The sequence below is a fragment of the Shewanella sp. FJAT-51649 genome (assembly GCF_019457435.1).
Classification (GTDB): domain Bacteria; phylum Pseudomonadota; class Gammaproteobacteria; order Enterobacterales; family Shewanellaceae; genus Shewanella; species Shewanella mangrovisoli.
Window position 1 is genome coordinate 2,678,213 of sequence record NZ_CP080411.1, and the last position, 13,604, is coordinate 2,691,816.

12 protein-coding genes are annotated in these 13,604 nt (G+C 49.3%); 4 read left to right on the plus strand and 8 right to left on the minus strand.

The features are described 5' to 3' along the window. Positions 1–25 precede the first annotated feature (25 nt). From iscR to trmJ, 3 genes are all read right to left on the minus strand, one after another. A complete protein-coding gene (gene iscR, locus K0H59_RS11940) occupies positions 26–487 on the minus strand; it encodes a Fe-S cluster assembly transcriptional regulator IscR (protein ID WP_220053258.1) in 462 nt (153 codons plus the stop codon). 352 nt (positions 488–839) lie between these two features. Next, positions 840–1,661, minus strand: a complete 822-nt coding sequence (gene cysE, locus K0H59_RS11945; protein WP_011626050.1) for a serine O-acetyltransferase — start codon at positions 1,659–1,661, stop codon at positions 840–842. Positions 1,662–1,706: 45 nt separating this feature from the next. Beyond that, positions 1,707–2,432, minus strand: a complete 726-nt coding sequence (gene trmJ, locus K0H59_RS11950) for a tRNA (cytosine(32)/uridine(32)-2'-O)-methyltransferase TrmJ (protein ID WP_011717221.1) — start codon at positions 2,430–2,432, stop codon at positions 1,707–1,709. A 154-nt stretch (positions 2,433–2,586) separates the two neighbouring features. On the opposite strand from trmJ, the gene suhB reads away from it, so the two are divergent. Next, positions 2,587–3,390 (plus strand): inositol-1-monophosphatase, encoded by an 804-nt coding sequence (gene suhB / locus K0H59_RS11955; protein WP_011622509.1) that lies wholly within the window; start codon positions 2,587–2,589, stop codon positions 3,388–3,390. A 139-nt stretch (positions 3,391–3,529) separates the two neighbouring features. Here suhB and lolE read toward each other — a convergent pair whose 3' ends face one another. From lolE to K0H59_RS11970, 3 genes are all read right to left on the minus strand, one after another. Continuing rightward, positions 3,530–4,780: a lipoprotein-releasing ABC transporter permease subunit LolE gene (lolE, locus tag K0H59_RS11960; RefSeq protein WP_133181142.1), complete on the minus strand. Its 1,251-nt coding sequence runs from the start codon at positions 4,778–4,780 to the stop codon at positions 3,530–3,532. Beyond that, complete coding sequence (lolD, locus tag K0H59_RS11965) at positions 4,777–5,472, minus strand: lipoprotein-releasing ABC transporter ATP-binding protein LolD (RefSeq protein WP_220053259.1); 696 nt, start codon at positions 5,470–5,472, stop codon at positions 4,777–4,779. Before lolD ends, lolE begins: the two co-directional genes overlap by 4 nt. Before the next feature lie 96 nt (positions 5,473–5,568). Then, positions 5,569–6,801, minus strand: coding sequence for a lipoprotein-releasing ABC transporter permease subunit (locus tag K0H59_RS11970; RefSeq protein WP_220053260.1), 1,233 nt, complete (start codon positions 6,799–6,801; stop codon positions 5,569–5,571). 94 nt (positions 6,802–6,895) lie between these two features. On the opposite strand from K0H59_RS11970, the gene K0H59_RS11975 reads away from it, so the two are divergent. From K0H59_RS11975 to K0H59_RS11985, 3 genes are all read left to right on the plus strand, one after another. Beyond that, positions 6,896–7,516, plus strand: a complete 621-nt coding sequence (locus K0H59_RS11975) for a hypothetical protein (RefSeq protein ID WP_220053261.1) — start codon at positions 6,896–6,898, stop codon at positions 7,514–7,516. 86 nt (positions 7,517–7,602) lie between these two features. Then, positions 7,603–11,085, plus strand: a complete 3,483-nt coding sequence (gene mfd / locus K0H59_RS11980) for a transcription-repair coupling factor (RefSeq protein WP_220055597.1) — start codon at positions 7,603–7,605, stop codon at positions 11,083–11,085. Further along, complete coding sequence (locus K0H59_RS11985; RefSeq protein ID WP_220053262.1) at positions 11,085–12,110, plus strand: peptidoglycan binding protein CsiV; 1,026 nt, start codon at positions 11,085–11,087, stop codon at positions 12,108–12,110. Before mfd ends, K0H59_RS11985 begins: the two co-directional genes overlap by 1 nt. Positions 12,111–12,223: 113 nt before the next feature. On the opposite strand, the gene K0H59_RS11990 is transcribed toward K0H59_RS11985, so the two are convergent. Together K0H59_RS11990 and ycfP are read right to left on the minus strand one after the other, a co-directional pair. Beyond that, entirely contained in the window at positions 12,224–12,496 is a 273-nt protein-coding gene (locus K0H59_RS11990; protein ID WP_133181152.1) for an acylphosphatase, read from the minus strand. A 548-nt stretch (positions 12,497–13,044) separates the two neighbouring features. Further along, positions 13,045–13,584, minus strand: coding sequence for an alpha/beta hydrolase YcfP (ycfP, locus tag K0H59_RS11995; protein WP_088211706.1), 540 nt, complete (start codon positions 13,582–13,584; stop codon positions 13,045–13,047). Between the last annotated feature and the right edge of the window lie 20 nt (positions 13,585–13,604).

Genomic DNA, 13,604 nt, shown 5'->3' on the forward strand with positions numbered 1-13,604 from the left:
TAATTTTTATCGTATAACAAAAAGCCTATAAGCTGACTCTTTGCTCCTTTTGCATAATGTCTTGCTTAAGCGAGATAAACTGCACATCCCGTTTCTGCATTAAGCCAGCAAGACTGATACCATCTAAAAAATCTGAAATTTGTTTGCTTAAATCGCCCCAGAGCGAGTGCGTTAAGCAGCGAGTTCCACTCTGGCAATTGCCTAATCCTTGACAACGAGTCGCATCGACAGACTCGTCCACAGCATGGACCACCATGCCAACAGAAATATCATTAGCTTCGAGGCCTAAGCGATAACCACCACCTGGACCACGGACACTGGCCACTAGGCCATGCTTACGTAACTTTGCGAAGAGTTGTTCCAGATAGGAAAGCGAAATCCCTTGTCTTTCAGAGATATCCGCTAAGGGAACCGGTCCCGAAGCCGAGTGGATGGCCACATCGAGCATTGCGGTTACTGCATAACGGCCTTTAGATGTAAGTTTCATAACTACCATAGCTCCCAAACAGGTATGGGGGTTATTTCAACATACCCGAGTATTTCAGTCAAGTATAAAACCTAGTAAAACACTCAAGTATATAAGCGTGCAGTGAACCAATACCCTTTCATCTTGGTGGGGTATTTAACCTTTTTCTGCCCTAAGATTCAATGCTAAAGGGGCAATTAATCGTCCTAATCGCCCCCATATCGGGATCTAACGCACTCTCTTAGAATGAATGCTAGCCACCTAGGTCCACTCGGTTTAAAAACCGCGCAACCATAGAGTGAATTGAACCCCGATAATCGTTGGCAGAAGCATGTGGATTAACATCAACACGCCACTGCGCAAAACACCTTAATTAGATGCTGGGGTCAAACTCATCGAGCGCACTCTGGCGCTTATCGGCGGCGGCTTTTTCCGCGTCGTTAAACTCACCCACATTCAGCTCTGGCAATCTTTCGGTGCAGACATCGCCACCTAAGCGCTGAATGGCTTGACACAATTCCTGCACTTTTGAATCCATCAAATGCATATGGTCCAGCATTTGACCGATAGCGTTCGCGACGGGATCCGGATTGTCGGGAGACACTGCATACGCATCGAAGCCATATTTCTTGGCCATGGCGCTACGACGCTCAGACTTCTCTTTCGATTGTGGCGAAGGTGTGGCCACCACGCGCCCAGGGATCCCGACCACAGTCGTATCCTTAGGCACATCTTTCACCACCACAGAGTTAGAGCCGACACGCGCCCCATCATGCATAGTGATAGGACCTAAAATTTTAGCCCCTGCGCCCACGACCACGTTATTGCCCAGTGTGGGATGGCGTTTACCCGCTTGCCAGGTGGTGCCGCCGAGTGTCACGCCGTGATACAAAGTACAGTCATCGCCAATCTCGGCGGTTTCACCGATCACCACGCCCATACCATGGTCGATAAAGAAACGATCACCAATGGTGGCACCGGGGTGGATCTCCACTCCCGTCAACCAGCGCGAAAAAGTCGATAAACAACGGGCCATTAAGCGCCAATCACGCTTCCATAATTTATGGCTTATCCGGTGCAGCCAAATGGCGTGCATGCCAGGATAGTTAACCAAGATCTCAAAGGCGCTGCGCGCCGCGGGATCACGGTGATATATAGATTCAATGTCTTCTTTTAGCCTAGCTATCACACCCATGCTTCAATCCTTCGCGATTAGCGTTATTTGCCAAATGTGCTTTGGCTATTTTTGTTTGTTACCCACCACTTTATCTATCGAGGTTAGAATGCCTCGAAGAATGTTCATCTCTTGGCTTTCGATACGAGCACGGCTAAACAGACGACGTAGCTTAGTCATCACTTGGCCGGGGTGGTTTTTAATAATAAAACCTGTCGATGATAAGGTGCTTTCTAAGTGCACAAAGAAACGCTCAAGATCGGCAGAAAGCGGATACTCTTCTTCCACTTGCGGCGCCTCTGTTTGCGCTAAGTGTGCCACACGCGTCTCATAACAAATAATCTGCACAGCTTGTGCTAAATTCAATGAGCTGTATTCAGGGTTAGCAGGAATCGCAACATGATAAGTACATTGCTGTAATTCTTCATTGGTCAAACCATGATTTTCACGCCCAAAGACTATGGCGACGGGCCCTGTTAGGCCCTCTGTGACCAGCTTTTGTCCCGCTTCACGGGGGTCGAGCATTGGCCAATCTAAGGTACGGCTGCGGGCACTGGTGGCAATCACTAAACTGCAATCGGCGATGGCTTCTTCTAAGGAATCCACTTTAACCAAATGCTTTAAAATGTCCGATGCACCGGCGGCCAAGGCAATGGATTGACCATCCACTTCACATCTTGGTTCGGCAAGATACAGGGTCGATAACCCCATGGTCTTCATCGCTCTGGCTGTCGAGCCAATATTGCCGGGGTGCGATGTCCCCACTAAAATCACACGAATATTACTTAGCATGAAACGACTTAATTTAATTCACAAAACACAGGGAGCGAATACTATCACAGGCGTGCGTGAATGCTTATATGAAAATCGGTATTTGATATAACATTCAAATCGAGTATAATGCCGCCCGCTATTTTTAACGTTCTTTAACATCCAGGGGATTGCAATGCATCCGATGCTGACGATTGCTGTTCGCGCTGCCCGCGCGGCCGGCCAAACTATTATGCGCGCCTACACTGAACTTGACCGAGTTGAAGTCAGTGCTAAAGGTGTCAACGATTTTGTTACCAGTGTAGATAAGGAAGCAGAAGCCGCCATTACCTATCAAATTCGCAAATCTTACCCAGATCACACTATCGTGGGTGAAGAGAAAGGCGAAAACCGCGGCGAAAACAAAGACTATGTTTGGATAGTCGATCCTCTGGATGGCACTAACAACTTCGTTAGAGGCATTCCCCACTTCGCGGTTTCTATCGCACTGCAACACAAAGGCAAAACTGAAGTTGCCGTTGTGTACGATCCTGTTCGTGAAGAATTATTTACCGCTATCCGTGGTAAAGGCGCCAAATTAAACGATTTCCGTATCCGCGTAACCAATGTGACTGAACTGGCTCCAACCATTATCGGTACAGGTTTCCCATTCAAAGCACGTCAACACACCGAAAGCTACATGGCAATCTTTGGCGAAGTGTTCGGTCAATGTTCTGACTTACGCCGCGCTGGTTCTGCCGCATTAGATTTAGCCTATGTGGCTGCTGGCCGTTTAGACGGTTTCTTCGAAATCGGTTTAAAGCCATGGGATATCGCTGCTGGCGACTTAATCTGCCGCGAAGCGGGTGGTACAGTCACCGATTTCACTGGCGGTCATAACTACCTGATCTCTGGCAACATCGTTGCAGGTTCACCGAAAGTGACCACAGAGTTAGTGAAAACCATGCGTCCATTGCTGAACGAAGGTTTAAAGCGTTAATCACACCCTGTAGGCAGTAACGCATATTAAAAAGGCCAGTGAATTCACTGGCCTTTTTGTTTGCTGCTTTCGTACTTTAGCTTTAGTTATTCAGCTTTGGCTAATCTGCTTGGAACGCACTTGTCGGCTTAAAGACTTTCTATCTACCCGCTAATGCCTGCGCAGGGCCAATCTGGCTCGCCTTCCACGCGGGATACAGAGTTGCGATAAGACTCATCACAAACGCCGTTGCTATCACTAAACCAGCATCCGTCATATGTAGCTCTGAGGGCAGAAAATCCACAAAATACACATCGGCCGACAGGAGTTGAATCCCAAGCAACTGCTCAATGCCACGGGCGATACCGCTGAGATTAATCGCGGTCGCAATCCCAATCACGCCGCCGAGGGCACAACCCACAAGGCCATTTAACGCGCCTTGCACCATAAAAATCCCCATCACTGAAAGACGGCTTAAGCCCATGGTCATCAGAATAGCGATTTCACTGGCTTTATCCCGCACCGCCATCACTAGCGTTGAGACAATATTGAAACAGGCCACACCTATCACTAATACCAACACGAGATACATGATGGTGCGAACCAATTGAATATCTTGATATAAATGCCCTTGGGTACGCGTCCAATCACTGATATAGACAGACTGGTTTAAGGCATAACCTAGCTCGCGAATTTTCGCTGGCGCATCAAACACCTGCGCCACACTGATGCGAACACCGGTCACACCTTGATGTAAATTTAAGATATTCGCCGCATAGCGCATCGGAATATACGCCGTGGTTAACTCAAGCTCGCCGCCTAAACGGTACACACCCGATACCACAAAGCGATGGCTCTTGGCCGCCCTTAAACTGCCAGCATGTTCAGGATCAAGATCTTGCACATACAAAGCGAGGGTATCGCCGACTTCGAGGCCTAACTTTTTCAGTAGGCTCTCACCGAGGACGATATGATTGTCATCCTCACTCAAGCCTTGCCAAGTCTCTTTCGACATAAATTGCGAGAGGGTCGATACTTTTGCCTCTTGCTCAGGATCAATACCCACAACGGCAAGCCCCTGAAAACCACCAGGCTTTTGTACTAATCCTTGCATCCTAATAAAAGGTGCCGCCGCCGTAATGCCTTCAATCTGCATAGCGGTTTGTTCAACCGCGCGCCAATCGGCAATCGGCTCATTCACACCAACCACATCAGCTTGAGAGATCACCCCTAACAAGCGCTGCTCTAACTCTCGCTCAAAACCATTCATGGCCGAGAGCACCACAATCAGCACAGCAACCCCGAGCGCAATCCCCGCGGTCGATGCAAAGGAGATAAAGCTAATAAAACTATTGGATTGGCGCGCACGATAAAAACGCCAACCAATGGAGAGGGCTAATGGTCCTTTCATTGGGCGTGTTCCGCGACAGCTTGCAGATAACCATTCTTCATGGTGAGTTGTCTGTCCATCCGCGCCGCCAATTTAGGATCGTGGGTCACCACCACAAACGCCGTTCCGAGTTGATTGGCTAATTCGCGGATCAGCTCATAGACCGCCTCGCCGCTCTTAGCATCGAGGTTTCCCGTTGGTTCATCGGCCAGTACGAGTTTGGGTTTGTTGATCAGCGCCCGGGCAATTGCCACCCGTTGACGTTCGCCGCCCGAAAGCTCGGCGGGAATATGGCTCATTCTGTGCCCAAGCCCTACTCTCTCGAGCAACACTTTGGCATCGGCCTGAGCCTGAGCGCAGTCTCTGCCTTGGATAAACGCTGGCATAGCCACATTTTCCAGCGCGCTAAATTCAGGCAATAAATGATGGAACTGATAGATAAAGCCTAAGTCTTGGTTGCGGATCTGCGCCTGACGGGCACTGCTCACCTGATATAAATCCTCACCCGCTAACAAGACTTTGCCCGCAGAAGGTTTATCCAAGGTGCCCATAATATGCAGCAGCGTACTCTTGCCCGAGCCAGAGGTACCGACAATCGCCAGTTGCTCGCCCTTAAATACCTGTAAATCCACCTCAGTCAACACCTGAGTGGTCACATCGCCATCGTGATAACTCTTACTCACCGCCTGCACTTGCAGTAACACGTCTTGCATTGAGATTCTCGCTATAGATTCTAAATGACATGGATAACCCCATGTCTAAACACGTCTCTCATCATGGGAGCGACGCTTTAATTTGTTACATCGCAGCTATTCGTAACGCAGCGCCGTGGCAGGTTGCACCCGCGCCGCCCGCAATGCGGGGTAAAGTGTCGCCACTAAGGTGACGACTAAGGTGCCGACAATAATCATCGACAATTGCCCCAGTTCTAATTTAACCGGCAGCACTTGCCCAGTGCCTAAAATAGAAATCCCCAAGGTCGCCATAATGCCATTTAAATTAAGGGTGAACAGAATGCCGACCACCAGCCCCAGTACTAAACCTAAGACCGCATTCAACAAACCTTGCACCACGAAAATGCCCATCACCGCCGAGGTACGTAAGCCTTGGGTTTTGAGTACCGCCACGTCGGTGGTTTTATCCACCACCATCATCACCAGCGCTGACACTATGTTAAACGCTGCCACGGCTACAATCAGGCTCAGCATTAGCGACATCATGTTTTTTTCCATCTTCACGGCACTAAACAGATGACCATAGGTGTCGCGCCAATCAATGGTCGTCGCCTCAATGCCCTGCTGGGTAAGAACCTGCTTTACGTCCTTAGCCAGTGCTGGCGCCATAAATGGATCGCTCAGATACAGCCTAAGCTGATTGATTTCATCGCTCGGTTGACGCATTAAACGCTTGGCATCTTGGTAATGAATATATGCAACGCCCGCATCCACCTGTGAGCCCATCTCAAACACGGCGGACACTAAAAATTTACGTTGGCTAGGGACTGGACCGAGCGGCGAATACACTACGCCATCGCCACTTAACAGGCGCACAGTATCACCAGGGCTCACCTTTAATTGGCGCGCAAGCTCGCTGCCTAAGATGACCTTATATTGGCCACTGGTTAACTCGTTAAATGCGCCCGAATAGGTATGCTGCGCCACCATAGAGAGTTTTTCGGCAAGCTCAGGAAACACCCCAAATACTTGCACGGCGCGGATATTCGCCGCCGACTGCACCATGGCTTGGGTCGACACGCTAGGCGTCACGCCCTGAACGCCCGGCAAGGCTTTGAGTTTGTCCGCAGGTATAGTCCAATCGCTTAAGGGCGTCTCAGTTACCACAGTCAATTGAGGTACGGCACCTAAAATGCGCTGCTTTAATTGCCCTTCGAGGCCATTCATCACCGAGCTGACCACGATTAAGGCCGCCACCCCTAGAAAAATGCCCGAAACGGCAAATAAGGTAATAAAAGAAGCAAAGGCGTTTGCTTTTCTGGCCCGCCAATAACGGTAACCAACGTAGAGAGGAAATCGAAGATCCATTGAAAGAGGGCTGCGTCCTGTGTGCTGAACTTGCTAAATCATAAAGATGGGCACGATAATAGGGGTTTAGGTCCTATAAATAAAGAGGCAAGCCTTGTTCACTGACACCAATCCGTATTTTAGTGTGCCTCATCCCTTCACCGCTTACTTAAGCCTTTGGGACGAAAACCAGCCACTACCCAGTGAAATGGCTTTAAGATCAATGCAATCCTTAGGGATCCAGCTGCTGAGCGAAGTCAAAGCACTCGAGGCCAGTTGCCTGCTGCAACTGCGGCATTTAGACAACGAAGCCAAGGTGGTGGTGGACTTTCTCAAGCTCCAATCCCGCAAGGTCGATTTAGTCCTGCAGCATGTGCTCGAAAAAGAAGTGCAAGAGGGCGATAAATTTAGCGGTTGTCAGTTTGGTGGCAGTGGCATTCGCCTAATGAGCAGTGAGGCCCTCCCCCTCGGCCGCCAATATAAAGTGACTTTATTTATCCACGAAGAATTGGTCGCCATTTTATGTTTTGCCAAGGTCACGGCCTGCTTAGTTTCGCAGGAAGGCCAATCCGATGGGCAACAAGCACAACAACCCAATGCCGCATCGCCCTATCTCGTCGACCTCGAGTTTAGTCAAATACTGGATGCAGATGTCGAGCAACTGGTCAAAGCCAGCCTCAATGTGCAACAAAAACAACTTAAACTGCGTAAACAGGCCCGTGACGAGCGCCAATAAAGGCTAGCGTTTTTGCTGGCACCCTAGCGCCCAAGCCACTACAATGAACGCAACTTATTGTGAATGAATCAGTTTATCCCACGCCAATGACACAAATTTCAGCCCTAACACCGCCCGTTGTCAAAAATGGAAATCAAATGCAAACCCTGTCGAGTCTCGCCGGGGTTGGTCAAGCTGTTACCCTCGCCAGCCTAGTTCGCCAACACAAGAGCACAACACTGATTGTGACCAGTGATACGCCGACGGCATTGAGTATCGAGTTAGAGCTCAACTATTTGTTGGCAAAAAGCGCCATTAAGGTACGACTGTTCCCTGACCGTGAAACCCTGCCCTACGACAGTTTTTCACCCCATCAGGATTTGATTTCCCAGCGTTTAGAAACCCTGTCGCAAATCACCCAAGCCGAGCACAGCGTAGTGATAGTACCGGTGACAACGCTGATGATGCGCTTGCCACCAAAATCCTATTTAAGCTCCAATGTATTTGTGCTTAAAAAAGGCGATAAATATCAGCTCCATGATGTGCGACAACAGTTAACCGACACGGGTTATCACTTGGTTGAGCAGGTGTACGAACATGGCGAGTTTGCCATTCGTGGCTCGATTCTCGATATCTTCCCCACCGGCGTGAATATGCCGCTGCGTATCGAACTGTTCGATGATGAAGTCGAGACCATTCGCTATTTCGATCCTGAAACCCAGCGCTCATCCACGCCAGTCGATGCAGTGCGCCTGTTACCCGCCAAGGAATTCCCCACTGACAGCAGCGCCATTGAAGGTTTTAGGCAACGTTATCGCCGCCGCTTTGAGGTTATAGTCAAAGAGCCTGAGTCTGTGTATCAACTGGTGAGCCGCAATTTGATGCCCGCCGGAATTGAGAACTATCTGCCCCTATTTTTCGATGAGGTCGCGACACTGTTCGATTACCTGCCGAAGGACACACAGTTAGTCACCTTAGGCGATATCGAAAAGTCTGCCCGTGCCCATTTGCAAGAGGTTGAAACCCGCTATGAAGACAGACGGGTCGACCCATTGCGGCCGCTGTTGGCACCTAAAGAGCTGTATTTACTGATTGAAGAATTATTTGCCGCTTTTAAGCCGCTACCTCGCTATCAGTTTATTGCGCCACAACCCGATACCGTCGCTGGCACAGTGCAGATTGATGCCAGTGTGTTGCCCGAGGTAAGCGCTAATCACAAGTTAAAACAACCGCTGATTGCGCTGCAAGAGTACGCCGAACATGCGCCGCGCATGTTGTTTAGTGCCGAATCGGAAGGTCGCCGCGAAGCCTTGCTCGAACTCTTAAGTAAAATCCAGTTAAAACCAGCGTTATTCGGCCATTTTGATGAGTTTATTCAAAGCGATGCCAAACTGGGTTTAATCGTTTCTCCCCTCTCCCGTGGTTGTTTACTCGGGCTAGGAAAGCAAACCGCCGTCAGCATCATCTGCGAAACCGAACTCTTTGGTCATCGTATCTCCCAGCAGCGCCGCCGTGAAAAACAGCGCCAGATCAGCAACGATACTCTGATCAAAAACTTAGCCGAGCTCAAAGTCGGCCAGCCGATTGTGCACTTAGAGCACGGTGTGGCGCTGTATCAAGGCTTAGTTACCTTAGATACCGGCGGATTAGTGGCGGAATACCTACAGCTGGAATACTCGGGCGGCGATAAACTCTACGTGCCCGTGTCTAACCTGCACATGATCAGCCGCTACAGCGTCGGTGCCGATGGTGAAGCTCACCTTAATAAACTCGGTAACGACACTTGGGCTAAGGCGAAGAACAAAGCGATTGAGAAAATCCGCGATGTGGCCGCCGAGCTGCTTGATGTCTATGCTCGCCGACAAGCACGCCCAGGCGAAAGTTGCGACATCAACGATGAAGAGTATGCGCAATTCGCCCAGGGTTTCCCCTTCGAAGAAACCGTCGATCAGGAAAGTGCGATTCATGCCGTGCTTGCCGATATGCAATCCCCCGTCGCCATGGATCGCCTCGTCTGCGGTGATGTGGGCTTTGGTAAGACAGAAGTCGCGATGCGCGCCGCCTTTGTGGCCGTCAATGCGGGTAAACAGGTGGTTGTGCTGGTGCCCACCACGCTACTCGCCCAGCAGCACTACGAAAACTTTAAAGACAGATTTGCCGACTGGCCCGTGGTGATTGAGGTAATGTCACGCTTTAGAACCGCCAAAGAGCAGACTCAAGTGCTAAAACTGCTCGAAGAAGGCAAAGTCGATATCGTCATTGGCACCCATAAGCTGCTGCAATCCGAGGCTAAGTTTGAAAACTTAGGCCTGCTAATCATCGATGAAGAACACAGATTCGGCGTAAGGCAAAAAGAGAAAATCAAGGCGCTGCGTGCCAACGTGGATATTTTAACCCTAACGGCCACGCCCATCCCCCGCACCTTAAACATGGCGATGTCGGGGATGCGCGACTTATCGATTATTGCGACGCCCCCCGCTAAGCGTTTGGCGGTGAAGACCTTTGTGCGCGAATCCGACCCCGCCACCGTGCGTGAGGCCATACTGCGTGAAATCCTCCGTGGTGGCCAAGTGTATTATTTGCACAACAATGTCGAAACCATAGAGAAATGTGCCCAAGATATTAGTACCCTGCTACCCGAAGCGCGGGTTGTTGTGGCCCATGGCCAAATGCGTGAGCGCGATCTTGAGCGGGTGATGTCGGACTTTTATCATCAAAGATTCAACGTGTTAGTCTGTACCACTATTATCGAAACCGGTATCGACGTCCCCAGTGCGAATACGATTATTATCGAACGTGCCGACACCTTCGGCTTAGCCCAGTTACATCAGCTGCGTGGTCGCGTCGGCCGCTCTCACCATCAAGCCTATGCCTATTTGATGACGCCACATCCTAAACGCATGACCAGCGATGCCCGTAAACGTCTCGAAGCCATCGATGCCCTCGAGGATTTAGGCGCAGGCTTTATGCTCGCGACTCAAGACTTAGAGATCCGCGGCGCGGGTGAGCTATTGGGCGATGAGCAGAGCGGCCATATTTCTAAAATCGGCTTTAGCCTCTACATGGAAATGTTGGAATCGGCAGTTAAGGCGCTCAAACAGGGTAAAGAGCCATCGCTGGCGCAAATGCTCAATCAGCAATGTGAGATGGAACTGAGGATCCCTGCGCTATTGCCGGAAGACTATGTCGGTGATGTCAATATTCGCCTATCACTCTATAAGCGCATCGCTAGCTGTGACAGTGAAGAAGCCTTAGATGAACTTAAGGTTGAACTTATCGACCGCTTCGGTCTGCTGCCGGATGCCACCAAAAACCTGATGGAAATGACCCTGTATAAACATCAGGCAACTCGGCTGGGGGCGACTAAAATTGAGGTACATGCCAAGGGCGGCAGCATCGAATTTAGTGATGACCATGTGATTGATCCCGGCTTTATCATCGGATTACTGCAAAGTCAGCCACAAATCTATCGAATGGATGGGCCGAATAAGTTAAAGTTCATCCTCAATGCCGAAACGGCAAAAGATAGGCTCGCTTTGGTCAAACTCTTGCTCGAACAACTATCGCAACATCGTCTTGGAGATAAATAGTGTTACGTCAACTCGCGGTCTCTATCGCTACACTTATTGCACTTTCACACAGTCCACTTGCCCGTGCTGAAGCTTGGTTCGAGGTTGAAGTCTATATTTTTGAACGCCAAAGCCAATCGACTGAGCAGTGGCCGATGGCACCAATTGAGACCAAAACCAACCGCGCTATCGATCTGATTTCACCGGTTGTGGGTCAGGGTGTGGTCTCCATGAGCAATGAATCCGCGCCCTGCACCTTAGTGTATGATGCCGATGCCAATAGCCATTGCGCCGAAAGCACGAGCACTGGTGCGAATACGGACGCCACTACCGAGATGAGTAACGGCGACGCCTTAGCCATTTCAGGCCCAAGCACTGCAAGCTCGAATGTGGTGACCAGCTATCGCTATCCGAGTGTCATTCCATCGGAAATCGGCAGCGGAAGTCAGGCCTATGCGTCTCAAGGCAGTGGCCCAGTATTACTCGCCAGCAGCCAAGGCCAGTTTGCAAGTATCATCAACAGCCTATCGAGAGAGCGTGGTAACCGCAGCTTACTGCATATGACGTGGCAACAACCTATGACGGGCAAGAGTGGCTCAGTGCCCATTCGCCTGTTTGCGGGTAAAGATTATTCCGCCAGTTATCACTTCGATGGTCGTCAAATTGTGCAGCAAGCCATCGCAAGCTCAATGCAAGGCGATAACGGCACGACAGGCATGATGACAGAAACATCTGCGCCATTACTGCCCTCTCCCGTGTGGCAGCTCGATGGCACACTCAATATTTATCTTAGCCATTATCTGTACATCGAAACCGCGCTCAATTTGCGTAAAGAAGGCCGCAAATTAATGCCTGTGGCAGCCGATGAGGCGAGCATGAACGCAACAAATACTGCTGCGGCCCCAGCAAAAGTGATGACACCTTATTTAATGTCTATTCCATTGGAGCAAAATCGCCGAGTGAAAAGTGATGAGATCCATTATCTCGATCATCCCGAAATGGGCATGGTGATCCAAATCCGTAAGATGGCGCAACCTAACGCCTAAACTCATCAATGGGCTTAGAGCGAGTAAACAAAAAAGCGGTTATGCCATGCATACCGCTTTTTTATTGTCTCAATGGTGTGAATAAGTACTCATGCTCATCAAAGCAAAGAGCATCAGCGCACTATCGAAAAATCCAAGTAAATATCATCACCTTGGTCTTCTTCCACTGTTACCGTTAATCCATCCGTACAAGGCACGCCCACCTCGCACCAGGCGATAAGACTATCCACCGCCGGATTACTGCCCTGGGCAAGAACTTCAACACTGCCATCGGCGCAGTTGGTCACATAGCCTGTGACGCCAAGCGTACGAGCTTTGGTAAGGGTCGCATGTCTGCAACCAACGCCCTGCACTTTTCCCATCAATCGGATCAGCACCCGTTTCATTTTCGTCTCCTGAACAAGGTGAGTTTGTTATTGTTATGCGAGATTAAGCATAGCCGAGTTTTCAACTTGATTGGGCTTAAGCATGAGTAAATGATGGATTTTTAAGTGAAACACTACAAAGTAGGCATAAAAAAACAGCTAACGAGACCGCTGTTAGCTGTGTCGGGCGACATACGCAAAAGGTTGTCCATAAATGGACTAATTGGCATAAAAGTTTGTAGCATTTTGTAACAAACTGTTAAGAGGGGCTACTTTACACAATTCATTATTAATTTCAACAAAATGATAGATAAAGCCACATAAATAGGGATTATCTAATGCTTTTTGCTGAAATAACCAGCTAAACCAATGATGTATACCGTCACACATTCCAAATAATGGCATGAATTATCGCCTTGCATTCCCAAGGCAGACAAATCTAATAGATTGATGCGTAACAGATCCAAAGGGGAAAATACGGAGTTGATATGAAAGTGCTTATCGCCTAAATGAGCGACGATAAGCCTTTTTAATCACAAGACACAATCACAAGACAAACACGTCAAACGTTAACCCAGTTTAAAGGCTTTTATCTTAGGAAGATGTGCAGCTAACTGCGGAAATTTATGGGGCTGCGTCTCGTCCCATTCGATGGGGTAATAAGGCTTGAGTGCCGCGGCGCTAGCCTCACTGTCGAGCACTTCATCCACACGCGACAAAATACACATGGCTTTATGGGTATTCTTCAACCTGAATTCAGAGACACACTTATTGGCAATATCGGCATACTCTTCGGGGCGGTCAATTTTCCCTTGCATCGTCTCTTCAGGATGAAGATTGGGATTGATTAACACCGACTTTAACCCGTTTAAAAAGCCAATTCGTTCAGCCCAATACGCCCCTAAGCCAACTCCCACCATTAATGGCGCAGGATCGTCGCTATACTGCATTTGCTTGGCGACCTCTTTCAATAAATGCTGCATATCATGCTTGGGATGCAGAGTGCTGTAGCTGATAAGCCGTACATCTGGGTCAATAAACTGCAACTGACGCATTTTTTCGTGATTACCAGGGCTAGTTGCATCGAATCCATGAAGATAAAAAATCATATTGAGACCTTTTAACAATC